At 53.5% G+C, this 16,042-nt stretch carries 12 protein-coding genes; 6 read left to right on the top strand and 6 right to left on the bottom strand.

Annotated features, from left to right (window positions below; all coding sequences use genetic code 11):
• The first annotated feature begins 259 nt into the window (after positions 1-259).
• The gene (locus tag FHS90_RS02050; protein ID WP_182511386.1) at positions 260-592 is read left to right on the top strand and encodes a DUF4377 domain-containing protein; all 333 of its coding nucleotides are present in this window, start codon (positions 260-262) and stop codon (positions 590-592) included.
• 338 nt (positions 593-930) lie between these two features.
• Here FHS90_RS02050 and FHS90_RS02045 read toward each other — a convergent pair whose 3' ends face one another.
• Positions 931-1,761, bottom strand: coding sequence for an MOSC domain-containing protein (locus FHS90_RS02045; protein WP_182511385.1), 831 nt, complete (start codon positions 1,759-1,761; stop codon positions 931-933).
• 216 nt (positions 1,762-1,977) lie between these two features.
• Between FHS90_RS02045 and xseA the strand changes: the two genes are divergently transcribed.
• Both xseA and xseB read left to right on the top strand, forming a co-directional pair.
• A complete protein-coding gene (xseA, locus tag FHS90_RS02040; protein ID WP_182511383.1) occupies positions 1,978-3,558 on the top strand; it encodes an exodeoxyribonuclease VII large subunit in 1,581 nt (526 codons plus the stop codon).
• 87 nt (positions 3,559-3,645) lie between these two features.
• Positions 3,646-3,858 (top strand): exodeoxyribonuclease VII small subunit, encoded by a 213-nt coding sequence (gene xseB / locus FHS90_RS02035; protein ID WP_066837366.1) that lies wholly within the window; start codon positions 3,646-3,648, stop codon positions 3,856-3,858.
• Between the two features lie 101 nt (positions 3,859-3,959).
• On the opposite strand, the gene FHS90_RS02030 is transcribed toward xseB, so the two are convergent.
• The gene (locus FHS90_RS02030; protein ID WP_182511381.1) at positions 3,960-5,744 is read right to left on the bottom strand and encodes a DUF6770 family protein; all 1,785 of its coding nucleotides are present in this window, start codon (positions 5,742-5,744) and stop codon (positions 3,960-3,962) included.
• A gap of 293 nt (positions 5,745-6,037) precedes the next feature.
• On the opposite strand from FHS90_RS02030, the gene FHS90_RS02025 reads away from it, so the two are divergent.
• Both FHS90_RS02025 and FHS90_RS02020 read left to right on the top strand, forming a co-directional pair.
• On the top strand, positions 6,038-6,883 hold the full coding sequence (locus FHS90_RS02025) for a sulfurtransferase (RefSeq protein WP_182511379.1): 846 nt from the start codon (positions 6,038-6,040) through the stop codon (positions 6,881-6,883).
• 696 nt (positions 6,884-7,579) lie between these two features.
• On the top strand, positions 7,580-8,341 hold the full coding sequence (locus FHS90_RS02020; protein ID WP_182511377.1) for a peptidylprolyl isomerase: 762 nt from the start codon (positions 7,580-7,582) through the stop codon (positions 8,339-8,341).
• A gap of 1,156 nt (positions 8,342-9,497) precedes the next feature.
• On the opposite strand, the gene FHS90_RS02015 is transcribed toward FHS90_RS02020, so the two are convergent.
• The 4 genes from FHS90_RS02015 to FHS90_RS02000 form a co-directional block, all read right to left on the bottom strand.
• Complete coding sequence (locus FHS90_RS02015; protein WP_246386563.1) at positions 9,498-11,591, bottom strand: M13 family metallopeptidase; 2,094 nt, start codon at positions 11,589-11,591, stop codon at positions 9,498-9,500.
• A gap of 201 nt (positions 11,592-11,792) precedes the next feature.
• Entirely contained in the window at positions 11,793-12,716 is a 924-nt protein-coding gene (locus FHS90_RS02010; RefSeq protein ID WP_161947779.1) for a YihY/virulence factor BrkB family protein, read from the bottom strand.
• Positions 12,717-12,836: 120 nt separating this feature from the next.
• On the bottom strand, positions 12,837-13,910 hold the full coding sequence (locus tag FHS90_RS02005) for a hypothetical protein (protein ID WP_246386561.1): 1,074 nt from the start codon (positions 13,908-13,910) through the stop codon (positions 12,837-12,839).
• A 197-nt stretch (positions 13,911-14,107) separates the two neighbouring features.
• Entirely contained in the window at positions 14,108-14,458 is a 351-nt protein-coding gene (locus tag FHS90_RS02000) for an MGMT family protein (RefSeq protein ID WP_066837376.1), read from the bottom strand.
• A 483-nt stretch (positions 14,459-14,941) separates the two neighbouring features.
• On the opposite strand from FHS90_RS02000, the gene FHS90_RS01995 reads away from it, so the two are divergent.
• Positions 14,942-16,042: an efflux RND transporter periplasmic adaptor subunit gene (locus FHS90_RS01995; RefSeq protein ID WP_182511375.1), complete on the top strand. Its 1,101-nt coding sequence runs from the start codon at positions 14,942-14,944 to the stop codon at positions 16,040-16,042.

Raw genomic sequence — 16,042 nt, 5'->3', positions numbered from 1 at the left:
CTGCCTTCGTGCTAAAGGTACATTTCCCACGCCTGGTCCGCAAGCCTGTCGCCCCCTTTTGCGCCAACTTCTGCCGCTCCAGACCTGGAGAAGGCCCCGCCTCCTCTAGGCAGACAGACAGAAGTTGCTTACGTTGTTTATCCTTTCTTTCTAAACATGGGCTTTGCCCAACAGCCAGACGGCCAAGAGCTTCATTGTGCTGTTGCCTGCAACCTTTGGGGCCGGCTGGGGGTCATGAGAGAAACAAGCAGCACCTGGTATGAAAAAATATTCCCTCATGGTTTGCCTTTTAGGCGCATTGGCCGCCTGTGAAGAAGAGGAAGAAGTGGCCAGAGAAACCACTATGCGCATTAACCATTACACCCAGAACTGCCAGGGCGTGGCGGCCCAGCAGTGTTTTCTGGTGCAGGAGGGTGACCAGGTAGGCTCACCTGACTGGCGTCTGTTCTATGATACCATAGAGGGTTTTGACTATGAAGAAGGCTTTGTGTACACGCTTCAAGTGAGAATTGAGAAAGTGGAGAACCCACCCGCAGATGCCTCCGGCAGAAGATACCGTCTCTTAAAGGTTATTTCAAAAGAGAAAGTCTGAATAAGCACCCGGCAGCACAGCTCCCTCTCGTCTTTTTGCTCCTTATAGGGTCAGGCTGTTTCTGTTTTCGGCCTGTTTTTCAGAAAACAGGCCGAAAACAGAAACAGCCTCCGTTCCCCTAATCTTATATTTTTTATTCCGCAGTGCAGAAAGGGCTGTTTTCAATTAGAGTATGTTTAACTTTTCCTTTTGCGCTGCATACGGGTATCAAAAGAACCTGACTTTGCCATTTTCTCGCACCATAGCACTGCTATGCTGCTCAAAAATCGCTTCGCCAGAACCTTGTGCTCCCCGTTTTCGCCTGCAAAACCAAAATGTAAACAAGCTCTTACTGCTTTTTACCCGGCGTTGGCAACGGTGCCCGCTTCCATCACGGTGATTTTGTCTCCCACAGAGACGGTTCCGGTAGAGAGGCCAATCAGGTTCATCCCGAAGATGACTTTGCTGCCTTTCTTCTGGTAGCCAGACAGGGTTTTGAGCGGCTCCTGCCCTGCCTCAGCGGTGTCCTGGTTAATGGTGGTGACGTTGCACCGGCCGCAGGGCTTTGCGCCGTAAAACAGGATATTGCCAATCTTGACGGTTCGCCAGGTTTCCTCATCATACGGCTGCCCGCCGGTGAATACAAAGTTGGGTCTGAACCGGTTCATGGGCACGGGCTCGTCCAGGCGGCTGTTCAGGTCGTTCAGGGATTCCTGCCCAATCATCAGGAACGGGTAGCCGTCAGAGAAACTCACCTTCTCCTTATGCTTGGCGTAATTGGGATCAATGAGCCGGATAGAGTTGTCTGGCATGTAGACCAGGCGGCAGTCTATTCCCAGGGCTTCAGAGAACCAGGCGTTGGCCTCTGGGCTTACAATATAGGCAAAGCAGATATCCTCCCAGACGGTCACCAGCAGGGAGCGGGTACTGGTGGTTTCAAACGGCACCAGCAGGGGCGGCATGTCTTTGCCGGTATGCGTAACCACTAACCCCTCTGAGGCCATGGCCACCCTGAGCAACGCCATCTGCGCCAGCTTGCGCTGGGTCAAGAATATGCCGCTCTCGTCAATCAGCATCCACCGCCGGTCATACTGCAGGCCCCGTTCCTCTACTTGCGCCGACGTTAACGATATTCCCCCTAGTGATTTGATTGGATAGATATTAATTTCGCTAAGTATCAGATTTGGCATATGGGTTTGCTGATGAACGTGTTTTGTTCCGGTTGTGCTACCAAAGGTAGGAATGATTCTTAAAACGCGAAGTCTCCCCTGAAGGATTTGCACTTTGGCAACAATTTGCGGGGAGAGGCCCAACAAAAAGCGGCAGATGATTTTTTTTCTCCCGGGAATTGGCGGCAATGGTAAAAAACGTAATTTTAGGAGATTGAAAAAAGAGGAGCGCACGGCATGGGGTTACGTTTTCAAAGTCACCAGGAAGAGATTTCATTCACGGTCAGTACCAACCGGCCACTCACGCTGTTTGAATTCAACCACCGCCTGCGGGAGGAGATAGAAAACGCCCTGCCGCACCGGTACTGGATCACCGCTGAGATTTCTGAAGCCCGTGTGCACCACGGCAGCGGCCACTGCTACCTCACCCTCACGGACAAGGAAGCCGGCTCCAGGAGCACCCTCATAGCCCAGGCCAGGGGCACCATCTGGAAACGCCAATACCAGGAGATAGCCCGCTATTTTGAGGAACAGACCGGCCACCCCCTTAAAAACGGGCTCAAGATACTGTTCAACGCCAGCCCGCGCTTTCATGAGCTGTACGGCTTCAGCCTGGACATCTATGACATTGACCCCACCTACACCATTGGAGATCTGGCCCGGCAGCGGCAGGAAACCATTACGCGCCTGCAGAAGGAGGAGGTCTTTGACCTGAACCGGAAACAGGTGCTCCCAGAGGTACCGCAGCGGCTTGCTGTCATCTCTTCGCCCACCGCCGCCGGGTATCAGGATTTTGTGAGCCAGCTGGAGAAGAACCCTTTCGGGTATGCCTTCCGTTTGGCCTTGTTTGAAGCCAGTGTACAGGGCACAGAGGCGGTTCCCTCTATCAAAGCCGCGCTCCACCGCGTGAGCCTGCAACAGCAAGCGTTTGATGCCGTGGTCATCATCAGGGGCGGGGGCTCCCAGACAGATCTCCTGTGCTTTGACCAGTATGAATTAGCGGCCACGGTTGCCCAGATGCCACTGCCCGTGCTCACCGGCATTGGCCATGAGCGCGATGAGTCTGTCACCGATCTGGTAGCCCACACGCCGTTAAAAACGCCCACCGCCGTGGCGGCCTTTCTGATTGACCGCCTCAATGCCTTTGAGGCACGCCTGGAAGAGCAGTTTCTGCAGGTGAAGGACATTGCCACCGCCCTGGCCGTTGCCCAGGAACGCCGCATTGCCCAGTTAATGGGGCAGATCCAGCAGCGCACCAGCCGTTTTTTGCAGGCTCGGCAGTACCAGCTGGAGTGCCAAACCCGTACCCTCTCTGATAAACCGCAGAAATATCTCACTGAGGAGCAACGGCATGTTATGTGCGAGGAGCTCAGGCTCACGCACAGTGTGCAGAAGCTTCTCAGCGCCAAAGAAGGCAAACAGCAGCAGTACACCCAACACCTGGAGAACCACAGCCAAAAGAAGCTGGACGCAGGCAAACGTTCACTTACCCACCTGGAGCATTGCGTGCAACTGGCGGCTGAACAGAAACTGCAGAAGGCCCAGATCAATTTCCAGAAGAACCAGCAGCGGCTGATCTACGGGGCCAAAGACCATGTGCAGGTGAAGGGGCACCAGCTCCAGCTGCTGGAAATGGACATCAGATCCCATGACCCTGAGATCATGCTCATGCGCGGCTACACCCTCACCTATGTGAACGGCAAGCTGCTCAAGTCACTTGACCAGTTGAAAGTGGGGGCTGAGCTGCAGACCAGGCTGTTGGCCGGCTCAGTGACCAGTACCGTAAAAAAGTTGAAAGAACCAGACCTTTTTGATTAATTTAGAATTAGGAATTAAGAATGTACTCAATACTACTTTCTATCAAATCAATTCCTAATTCTTAATTCCCAATTTTAAATTACTGCCATGAGCAACCTTAGCTATAAACAAGCCACCCAGGAACTAGAGGCCATCTTGAAGGCCATTGAGAACGATGATGTTGACGTAGATGAACTGACGCAGAAAGTGCAGCGGTCTTCAGAACTGATCAAACTCTGCAAGCAGAAACTCCGCACCGCTGAAGACGCCATCAACCAGGTGTTCAAAGACATTAACTGTGAAGACCCGCAGGTAGAGTAACAAAAAGAAACAGTTCGTTTTAGAGCAGTACTTTCTCTAAAACGAACTGTTTCTTTTGCCTTACCCATAGCTTGTCTTACCGGCCTGGGGTGCGTGTCTGGCTATTTACCGGGAATATCAATATACCAGACTTTCAGCGTACCGGGGGTGGTATCTGTCAGTTGGGCAAAGAAGCTTTTCTTTTCTGACCCGGGCTCCGGCACAAAGTCATAGATCAGGATCTTACCGGCTACGTTGCTGGCCATCACCCTAGAGTTCAAATCTTTTGCGCGGTAGTCATACGGGTCATGGGAGCCTTTGAGTTCAAAGTAATTTTTGTGGTCGTCTCCTTTCACCTCTTCTACTTTCTTTGCCAGTTTCCCCAAGGCACCTAATTTGCCCGTGATGCTACTCTCCAGCGCCTGGAACTGTTGCAGGTCAGCACTAGAGACGTCTACAGACACGGTATCTGTTTGCTGAGCATCTAACGGGGTAAAATAAAGAAGCTCCTTTTTCAAAGGGTCATACCGCTGCCAGTAGGTAAGGTAAGGGCGGGACGTACCCTGCGCCGTGAACCGGTAAGGGAAATACCCGTAGTTGTTCAGGATGTTCGCCAGATTCAAGCCTTTCCTCTGACCTATGTACGATAGGTTTCCCTGCTCCTGGGTCAGCTTCACCACCGTGACCGCGTTGGGCTTGTCTATTTTTCTTACTCCTGTGAATTTGTTCTGGGCGTCATAGTCAATCAATACAAACTCTGCCACCGTCACCGCTTCTTCAGAAGGCTCTCCCCCACCACTCAGGTCTGTAACTTTCAGGGCTTTGGAAGCAATTGCCAACCCGTTCTTTGACTGTTCCCCGGCCAGGTCACTGTCACCGCGGCGGTAGTTCTCCCCAATCAAGGTATAAGAGCCGTCTGGTTTCACCACCAGGTCATGCATAAATGTTTTGGTTTTGCCTCCCCACATGGCCGCCGTGCTTTTGTCTTTCACCACGTTTTTCACCTGGTCCCAGTTGGTATAGCTAAAGTCTAACGTGCCGTCTGGCTTCATCTGGGCGGCAAAGAAACCGTCTGAGTTGGCCTTCTGCACTTTGGGAGAGTCAAAATACATTCCGCCGGTCACAGCACCGCCGTTGGGGGCCGGTTTTACAAACGTGGCAAACCCAAAGGCTTTGCCGTCTGCACTTTTAAGGTCCTGTGATTTCAGCAGGCTCCCCGTAGCCAGGTCAAAGGCCGCCAAATGGTACTCAAAATAGTCACTGGCATCTGCGTCTACATACTCCAGCACGTACAGGCGGTTGCCAGACAGGGTGTAGTCAACCGGGTAGATTTTTTTCTTCTCAGGAATCTGCAGCTGGCTGTACTTACTTTCCAGTTTCTCATCAAAGCGTTCTACACTGTAGCCAAACTTTTTGTCCTTCACATAGTTGATTACCAGAAAATCTGCAGCGCCAACCGGTTCAATGGCTGAGGATCTTCCTGCCGTACGGTAGGGCAGCTTCTCTATTTTCTTAGTGGCAATTTCTTTCCCTTGCTTATCTACCACCTTCATGGTGCGGGTTCTGGCCAAAGGGTTGCTGTAAATGACCATGAAGTTGCCCCCGTTAAAGGCCACATCATCTACAGTCTCATTGGGCGAAAGCTCCAGCACAAAGTCTGAGGCAATTTTTAACGGATTATCCAGAATGTAGAGGTGCAGCAATTGCTTGGCAGTTTTCCCAGATCCCTTAGCCCCTTCAATGAACTGCAGGTAATACCCGTTTTTGTCTAACGGCTTCAGCCCTTCAAAGCCCTGCCGGGTAACATTTTTTAACTCTAAGGTCTGTGCGGCAGTGGTGTTAGAGCCAACACAGCCCAAGAACAGCAGCAAACCAAGCACCAGGTGCCCTGCTTTTTTCTTTCTCATAAAATTCAGTGATAAGGGTTTAGAGAATTAAATATTTCCAATAAATGTAAGAAAAATTAAATCAACAGAAACTACCCTTTCCATATTTCTCTCTGTTGCAAATGGCTCTGGTCACCAACACATGCCCCTGTTTCTGTTTTTGACCTGTTTTTACAAAAACAGCTCTAAAACAGGAACTTGGCTTGCCCCTCAGGCAGGAAACTGACCCAGACAGTTCTGATACAATTCTGCTTAGTGCCCCCGCCTGCTTTGATCAGTTTGTGAAATTTGCCCAAGACCTGTACTTTTCATGCATGAAACCCATCATCACTCCTCAGGAACTCCTGGGGCTATCCAAGCAGCCTCATCTGGTATTGGTAGACGCCCGCACGGGCCCGCAGGCGGCTACCCAATTCATGGCTGAACATCTAGCCCACGCAGTGTACGTAGATCTGGAGAAAGACCTGGCGGCTGTTCCGGACAACGCCGCCCACGGCGGAAGGCACCCATTGCCTCCGGTGGAGGCCTTTGCCGCGCTTCTGGGCCAACGGGGGATTTCCCCCGAGACCCACGTGGTGGTCTATGATGACAAAGGCGGTGCCAACGCGGCCGCCCGTTTCTGGTGGATGCTCAAAGCCGCCGGCCATACGCAGGTGCAGGTACTAAGCGGAGGCATACAGGCCGCTCTGACAGCAGGTTTCCCCACTGGGCACGGACCAGCCACCAGCACCGCCCTGCCCTCCTACCCCTTTACCCAGTGGCAGCTCGCTACCGCTGACCTGGAAGAAACGGCACAGGCCAGCCAAGACCCTCACCGGTTGGTCATTGATGTGCGGGATGCCTACCGTTACTTAGGCGAAAGCGAACCCATTGACCCGGTAGCCGGTCATATTCCCGGGGCGGTGAATGTCCCTTTGACGGAAAACTTGCAGGAAAACGGCCAGTTTCAATCCCCTGAGGCACTTGCAGAGAAGTACCAATCACTACTGGGCGATGTGCCCCCAGAGCAGGTCATTGTACATTGCGGCTCCGGCGTAACCGCCTGCCACACCCTTTTGGCCCTGGAAAGCGCCGGTCTAACGGGTGCCAAACTCTATGTAGGCTCCTGGAGCGAGTGGTGCCGCAACGGAAAGCCTATGGCCGTGGGCGAAGAAAAATAATCTTCCCCTGTGAATGCTCCCTTACGGCCACAAACCCTGCAAAACCGTTGCTGTTATTTGTGCTTTGTTTTAAGGGAATCAGTGGAGCGGGTATCTACTCCTCATTTGAAGGACAGCAGAAAACCAAAATCAATCATGCTTTGCCCCGCGAAAGAATAAGTTATCAAAGGCCTCTTTTATACCTTAGTGCCTGCAACTGACTAGAGCATTTACAACTGCCGGGCCAAGGGTACTTTGGAAAGTATTTCACCTTTCCCTGATTCCTGTTTTCGGGCTATTTTTCTGAAAACAGCCCGAAAACAGGAATCAGGGAGACATTGCGAAGGGACTTTTTCAAAACTTGAAACAGCTTCTTCGTTTAACGTTTACAGCAGAAATGGGAACAATCTTTTTCTAAAGAAGCCCTTTTTGTAGAGCTATGCAGCGCACCGTGAGAAGAAGCAAATCCATTTTTTCTGTGGCCCTGTTGCAGCGTATAAAAACAAATTTGACCATGCTCTTACAGCACCCTTTTTTCACGTATGAAGATGTGTAGCGTTTTTCAGTTTTCTGCATTTAGAGGCTCCTGGCTGGCGCAAGCGCACACTTGTGCCCACGTTTTGGGGCTACTTTCACAAAAACAGCCCAGAAACAGAAACTTGCTTACCCTAAAGACGCTTTCGCCAGGGACTAAAAGAAATCTCTAAACAACATCTTATGCTTGATTTCAGATTAACCTCACCAAATGTTTGCCTTTCTTTCCTGATCGTACTGCTGTTCTCAACCATTGCCTGTGAGCAGAAAAAACCAGAGACGCCTGCAGCACCTGCGCCAGTGGCCCCGCCTGCCCCTCCTGTTCTTTCTGATTCAACCGCCCCAGACTCCCTGGCGGCCTACGCGAAGGCCCACCCCCATGATACCCTTGTCCTGATCAGTACCCCCAAGGGGGACATCAAGATCAGGCTTTACCATGACACCCCGCTTCACCGGGCCAACTTTGTGCGGCTGGCCGACTACGGCTTCTTTGACAAAACCGTGTTCTTCAGGGTGGAGAAAGACTTCATGATTCAGGGGGGAAGGTCAGATTTCCAGGATATGAAAATTGGGGTTTACCGCATCCCCGCCGAGATCAAACGGCACCACTTCAACAAGCGCGGCGCCGTGGGCATGGCCCGCTACGGAGACGACCAAAATCCGGAGCGCATGTCTTCTAACCGAGACTTTTACATTGTGCAGGGCCACCCCTACAGCGATTGGGAGCTGCAGTCTACCATCAAAGAATTCAACCTGCACATGACGCCCGAGCAAAAGAAAGTGTACCGCACCCAAGGCGGCGCCCCCAATCTGGATGAGCAGTACACGGTTTTTGGTGAAGTGGTGGAAGGAATTGAGGTGGTAGACAGCATTGCCGCCGTCACTGTAGACCAGCAGAAATGGCCGGTGAAGGATGTAGGGATGAAAGTAAAGGTGATTAGGTAAATTCCGTTTCTGTTGGCAGGCTTGCCCAATACCTTCCTTTTTGGCTTTTGTTCCTTTGGCGTTTAACAGAGTTTGATAGTCCACGGCTGCTATCTGTCATTCTATTGCAGTGCAGGATGGCCTGGCTAAAAAAGGGGCCTCTTCTCCTGCAGGTACGCGTGGTCTGCTGTTCCGCTGGCGGTGGCGGTTGCTGCTTCCTGAGTTTGGCAACTTCCAATTGCCGCCGCTGCCGTGGACAGCCTGTTGCTCACTGATGTATTGCTGCTGAAATGCGTTATTCGCTGTTCCCTTGGCGGTGCTGTTTAATGCTGCAGGGCAGTACGTAGTCTGTTAATCCCCTGGCTTTGGCGGTTGACGCGGTGGTTTAGTAGCTGCATTGTTTCATCTTTTCCGGTAAGCGCTCACGGCCGCGGGGCCCCGTCCTGCCGGTTCGCACTGCTGTTAAAACTAGGCCCTCCGGCCTTGCCTTCGGCACCGTATGAACAGAGGCGCTCACCCCCAGGACTGGTTTAGATTCCTCTCCTGTAACTGCTTGTGCTGTTATGTCTGCCTCTGCAGGTAACCGCTGCTGATCCGCTAGCCTGAGATGAGCCCGTGCTGCGCACATCAGCCAGAGGCAGAAGTGCTAATTAACAGAGGTGCCACTAGCAGAAGTGTTGTTTACTTATTGCTGCTTGTTTGCTGCTTTCTCTGGTTCAGGTTTCCAACCTGGACCTATGGTGGCGGAAGCTTTCAGCTTCCATGAGGCGGCAGCCTCACCTCTGCCCTCTCTAGCTCCTCTATGGCGCGGAAGTTTCTTCCGTGCCTTCTAACGCTACCTGGTTTTCCGCCTTGGACGGGGCGAAGTGGGATTCTCCCCACAGCATTCCCCAATCAGGAATTTTAGGGAGCGGGCGAGGCGAATAAAGGAAAATTCACCTACCACTTCACGCATGGCTGAGGCACGGGCCTATGGATTAGATCTGTACAGATGGCAGATAACTTCAGGCTCATGCACCTCTGGCCCCGCGGGACCACCTGCTCAGTAGGCCCTCCCAGGCTGCCGTGCTCTCACGAGCGTCTGCGTCAAAGCCTACCTGCTGGCGCATAAAAAAACGCACCCCGTTGCTGAGGTGCGTTTTTGACTTGTTTTCTGAAAATCAGCCCTAAAACAGAACTACCAGATGTTCACGCGTTCCGCCTCTGGGCGGTACATTTTGTTGCCTGGGCCACACCCGAAGGCTTTGTAGAACTGTGGCATGTTAGACAACGGACCGTTGATCCGGAACGAGGCCGGGGAATGCGGGTCTGTCAACACCTGCTGGCGCAGGAACTTCTCCGTGGCGTTGGTTCTCCAAATCTGCGCCCAGGCCAGGAAGAAACGTTGCTCTGGCGTGAAACCGTCAATCTTGCCTATATTTTTGTTGGCAATGGCTTTTTGCAGTGCCGTGAAGGCTATGTTCAAACCGCCAATGTCTGCAATGTTTTCACCCATAGTGAGTTTCCCGTTCACAAACACGCTGTCTACCGGTTGGAAGGCACTGTACTGGCGGTCTACCAGATCTGTACGTGATTTGAACTTGGCTTTGTCCTCAGCGGTCCACCAGTCCCGCAGGTTGCCTTGCGGGTCATACTGGCTGCCCTGGTCGTCAAACCCGTGGGTCAGCTCGTGGCCAATAACCGCCCCCATGCCCCCGTAGTTTACAGCGTCATCGGCTTTGGGGTCAAAGAAAGGCGGCTGCAGAATTCCGGCGGGGAACACAATCTCGTTCATAGACGGGTTGTAGTAGGCATTCACGGTTGGCGGTGTCATGCCCCACTCCGCGCGGTCAACCGGTTTCCCCAGCTTGTTCACGTTGTCCAGGAATCCCCATTTGGAGGCGTTCAGCACGTTCTGCAGGTAAGAGGCGCGGCTCACCGTCAGGCCCTGGTAGGTTTTCCAGGTATCTGGGTAGCCAATCTTTACCGCAAAGGCGTTCAGCTTGTTCAACGCCTGCTGCTTGGTGGCCTCGCTCATCCACTCCAGGTTTTTCACGTGTTCCTGAAAGGCGGCGCGCAGGTTGTTCACCATTTCCAGAGCCTTGGCCTTGGCTTCTGGCGAGAACGCTTTCTCTACGTACTCCTGGCCCAGGGCCTCGCCCACGGTGGCATCAGTCATGCGCAGCACGCGCTTCCAGCGGGGTTGCATTTCCTTGGCACCGCTCAGGAACTTGCTGTAGAAGTTGAAGTTCTCCTGTACAAACGCCTGTGGCAGGTAGGCCGCCGAGGTGCGGGCCAGATGCCAGCGCAAATACGTTTTCCAATCAGACACCGGCACCGCCGAAAGCATGGTGTTCGCTTCTTTCAGGAAGGCCGGCTGCGCCACAATCACCTCTTTGGCACCGGTCACGCTCAGGTTCTTCAGCAGGGTGGGCCAGTTGAAGTTAGGCGACAGCTTCTGCAGTTCGGGCACCGTCATCTTGTTATAGGTGGCGTGCGGGTCACGCTGCTGCACCCGGGTCATGGAGGCCTTGGCCAGCCGGGTTTCCATCTCCAGCACCTTGGCCGCATTCTTTTTGGCTGCGGCCTCAGTGTCTCCCAACAGCTGGAACATGTTGGTCATGTGTTTCTGGTACTCGGTTCTGATCTCCTGAGAGCGGGCATCATCTTTCAGGTAATAGTCACGGTCTGGCAGGCCCAGGCCGCTTTGGGTGATATTGACAATGTACTGCGTACTGTTCTTGTCATCCTGCCCCACATAGAACCCAAACACACCGCCACGGCCAATGGTCTTCAGGTGCGCCATGGTGGTGAGCAGGTCTGCGCGGTTCTTCATGGCATTGATGCGGTCCAGCTCTGGCTTCAGGGGGGTGAGGCCGGCTCTTTCAATGGCGGCAGAATCCATACCGGCGGCATAGAAGTCACCCACCAGTTGGGTAGAAGACCCTTGGGCGGTATTGGTCTGGGCTACGGCCGACTGTATTACCTCGCGGAGGGTGGCATTGTTCTGGTCAGCCAGCTCATTGAAGCTGCCCCAGCGGCTCTCAGAGGCGGGAATTGGGTTGCGTTTCAGCCATCCGCCATTGGCGAAAAGGTTGAAGTCCTCACAGGGCGAGACGCTCCGGTCCAGGTTGTTCATGTCCAGCCCAATGCCTTTGACCGCAGGTTCAGACGCAGTCACCGCCGCAGATTCTGTGGCAGAGGCAGATTGCTGCACGGCAGGCTTACTACACCCAAAGGCTACCAGCCCGGTGAGGGCAGAAGCCAACCACATGTTTTTGGTTTTTTGCATATCGTGTTTGAAAGTTTTGTTTAGAATTCTCTGCCAGGCAGAGGAATGGCAATTTACACAAAAGCCGCGGCAATGCCTGAAGAAAAGCGAACATGCGTTTGCCCCGTTTGCTTAGGCCTGGGCCAGGCTGAAACAAGCGGGGCAAACGTTTAACGGGTCACAGGGAAACGCCGTTTTAGGCCTGTTTTTCTCAAAACAGGCCTAAAACGGCGTTTGATCCGTATCCTTCCACTCATAGAACGTGGCGAACGGCTTGGGCTGCAGCGGCTCCCCAATGGCACGGGCGTACACCCGTGTAAAGCACGCCCCAAAAAAGAAGATCATGGAGGAGTAGAAGATAAACAGCAGCAGCACCACCACAGAGCCGGAGGTGGCGTAAATAGAGCCCAGGTCACTGTTCACCAGCAGCCGGGCCAGCACCAGTTTCCCAATCAGAAAAAGAAGCGCCGTAACGGCCGCCCCTACCCAGATGGCCCGTTGGGGCATATAACCGAAAGGCAGGTACCGGAAGATAATGGCAAACCAGGCGGTCTCCACCACCAGGCCCACCACGCGGTTCACCACCTGCATGAGGTGCAGCTGAAAATGCTCGTCTAAAATAGTGTAATGGTCGTTGATGAAGGCAAAAGAAGCGTCAGTGACCAGCGAGGCCAGAAACAGCAGACCGCTGGAGTAGATGATCAGCAGGGCCCTGAACCGGTTGCGCAGCGCGTCTTTCAAATGGCCTTGGCCGCGCAGCCTGATGCTCCAGAGCTGGTTAATGGAGTTCTGGATCACGCTGAACAAGGTGGTGGCCACAAACGTGAGGAACAGAAAGCTCAGCACCGCCGCCCAGCCGTTGCCCTGCAAATCCAGGAAGTTGGTCAGGATCAGCTCCACCTGGCTCGCCACGTTCTCCCCCACCACGGCCGACATGTGGTCAAACAATTCGCCGGTGATCAGGGCGTCATTAAAGACAATGCCCAGCACAGACACCAGCAGCAGCAGAATGGGCGGCAGGGAAAACAAGGCGAAAAAAGCCGCCGAGGAGGCGAGCCGCAAAGGGTCATTCTGCCGGAAAAGCAGAAACGCTTCTTTGAAAAGGACCAGAAACGGCTGAACCCGTGACAGAACGTGGGTAGGCATAAGAGCAATCATCCCGCCCTATACGTAATCAACGAAATTCTGGCTGAAGTTTTCGCCGCCAGCAGACGGTGCTTTTCCTGTTTTGGGGCTGTTTTTCTGAAAACAGCCCCAAAACAGGCATCACTTCAAGTGCCGCACCATCAGTTTGAGCTGCAGCCGCACAATATCACCCATAGACTGGCACTGGTAAAAATCCTGGTTCTGGTGGTGGGCGGCCAGTTCATGCCGCAGCTGCTGCACCTTCTCAGGGGTGGAGATCACGTCTTTACGCAGGCAGTCAATCAGGTCCTTGAGCCGGTAGCGCGCAGACCTGATGCGCCGGAACAGCAGGGTGCGCTCCTCGTTCTGGTACTGCTTCATGGTTTCTGTGTGCAGCCAGCGGGTACACAGGGCTACTATGGGGTTGTTGTCTTTGAAATACTGGGGCAGGTACATGCTCTTTCGGCCTTCATAACTTTCCTGGTCAAAGTCAATGGGCCGCACGCGGTACTGCTCATCCTCAAAATCTGGCGTCACCACCACCACGTAGTTGTACGAGCGCATATCACCCAGCAGCAGCGCAAAGCACCGCTCATTGAATTTCACAAACTCCTTGGCTATGCGCACCTTGTTCAGGTTGGGGCGGTCCAGGTAGCTCTTGATGAACTCGTCGCCGGGAATGCCGGCAATGTGCTCCTCAATCAGGGAGCCGTCCTGCACCAGGTAGTTGATGCGGTTAGGCGACAGCACGTGCTCCAGCTCCAGGCCGTAAATACGGGAGGCGTCTGCCTTCTTGAAGTAGAAGTAGTCATAGTTATCATTGAGCAGGTTCACTATCCTGATCCGGAACGGGTTAGAATTCCCGAAGGTGCAGTAGTCTACCCGCTGCACAGACAGCTGCTCCAGCACGCTCTCACCGCCCCCAGACTTGAGCTGCACGTAAATGCGCAGCAGACCGTTGTAAATCAGGGGCATCTGGCTCTGGTCATACACCACCGTCTGCCAGAGCGTATCGCGGCCGTGGCGGTCAAACAGCGGGTAGGCATCTGAGAAGTGGAGCAGGTCCTGGTAGCTGATTGGCAGGGGGGCCGCCCGGTCATATTCCCGCAAATAGCGCCGCAGCCGCTCATTGACCGGGTAAAACTGCTTCTTCTTTGAAATTTTGTTGGGGTCTGGGGTGTGGGGCATGAATTCAGACAATATACAGGGAAACATCAGGGCCAGCAACGTTACTGTTCTCCATCAGCGTGTTCACAACCCTTTCTGCGCTTACCGGCCCGGTCACAGAGACGGTACCCGGCGGCGGCAGGGTATGAGAATTGCGGGCAATGAAGGCAATTTCAGGAGAGGATTCCTGTTTTGGGGCTGTTTTCCGGAAAACAGCCCCAAAACAGGAATCCTCTCCACCAGCACTACAGCAACTCTTTGGCCGGGTCCCAGAACAGCCTCTTAAACTCTACCACCTGGCCGTCTTTCACCTCCACCCCTTCCTGCTCCAGGTATTCCTGCATGGCGTTGGGTGCGTCATAGTGCTGCCTGCCGGTGAGCAGCCCGTTGCGGTTCACCACCCGGTGCGCCGGCACCCCGTGCTGGGCATGGGAGGCAATGAGAGCCCAGCCCACCATTCTGGCCGAGCCTTTTGAGCCCAGGTACGCGGCAATGGCGCCGTAAGATGACACCCGCCCCGGCGGAATAAGTTTGACCACTTCATAAACGTCTTGAAAAAAGTTGGCTTTTTTATCTGGAGCAGCAGGAACAGGCATGATTATTGTATATACAACGGTACGGAAATTAAAGAACAGCAGCGGTAAAATATTTACCCGCCCTTTTAAACCTTTGCCTAGGTTTGGTGTCTATTTTTTAAAATTAGGCAAAAAACGCAATAAATTTACCCGCTGCCGTTAAGTAGAGGTTGGTTCAGACCATCTACGCGGCAGCTTATACGCATTTATTCTACTCTAACCCCTCTGCGGAATGAAAGAAACGCTCTTACCCCTGATGGCTCCCCCCCTAGCGGCTCTCAGGATTACAGCCAACCTTCCACCTGTTGTCTCCCATCTCCTTCCGCAGGAAAGTTATCCTTAGCACCTGTTTTCCCTAAGAATTCCTTCTAAGTTTGCCAGTTGCTTCCTTTAGCCGGAACTGCTTCTGGCTATTCTTATGTTTTGCCTCCTTAACACATGTAGATACATGAGCGTGGGTTCCATAGCCCGGGCTTTCATTCTTTTAATGCTTTTACCACACCTATGAAAATCAAACACATTGTTTACGCGCTGCTCGTTGTTGGACTGGGAGCTTTAGTCTATTACAGGATTTCCAGCAATAAGGAACAGGCGGGCGGTGGCCCGGGCGGCGGCGGACGGGGCCCGGGAGGGCCAGGCGGTCCCGGCGGGGCTCCGGCCATGCGCGTAAGCGGCGTTGTCCTGGCTCCGCGGCAGTTCGCCAATTCCCTGTCTGTCACGGGTTCAATTGAGGCCAATGAGCAGGTGGAAATCAGAAGCCAGGTGTCTGGCCTGGTGCGCAGCATCAATTTCCAGGAAGGAAGCAACGTGCGCAAAGGCCAGGTGCTCCTCAAAATTGACGACTCTGAGCTGCGGGCGCAGTTGTCACAGGCGCAGACCAGAAGAAACCTGGCCGCCGAAAACGCGCAGCGCGCCAAGCTCCTCCTGGAGAAAGAAGCGATCAGCCGGGAAGAGTACGATATTGCCAGCGCTGACCTGAGAACGGCGCAGGCCCAGATTCAGTTAATTCAGGCGCAGATGGCTAAAACCTCTGTGGTAGCGCCATTCTCCGGCAAAGTGGGCCTCCGGAACATCTCTATGGGCAGTTATTTGTCACCAGAAACTGTGGTGACCACGCTGGTGAGCTCAGACCCGGTAAAAATCACCTTTGCCGTTCCTGAGAAATATGCCGGCCAGGTTAAACAGAATGCAGAGCTTACCTTTACAGTGGCCGGTTCACAAGACAAGTTCAAAGCGAAAGTCTACGCCATTGAGCCCAACATTGAAGCCAGCACCCGCACTCTGCAGTTACGGGCCAAAGCCGCCAACCCCAACGGCACGCTGCTGCCGGGTTCTTTTGCCAATGTACAGCTGCCGCTGGCGGTGATAGAGGGCGCGCTCTTAGTGCCCACAGAGGCGGTCATACCCATACAGAACGGAAAGAAAGTATTCATTGCGGAAGGCGGAAAAGCCAAAGAGGTGATGATTGAGACCAGCACCCGCACTGAAGATGATTTACTGGTGACATCAGGATTGAATCCCGGGGATACGGTGTTAACCACGGGTGTGTTGTCTTTGAAACCAGGAAGCCCGGTGCGCATTGCGCTGGCTAAACAAAAAAACTAA

Source organism: Rufibacter ruber (genome assembly GCF_014138425.1).
GTDB classification, from domain to species: Bacteria; Bacteroidota; Bacteroidia; order Cytophagales; family Hymenobacteraceae; genus Nibribacter; species Nibribacter ruber_C.
This window is presented reverse-complemented; position numbering and strand designations above follow the sequence as displayed.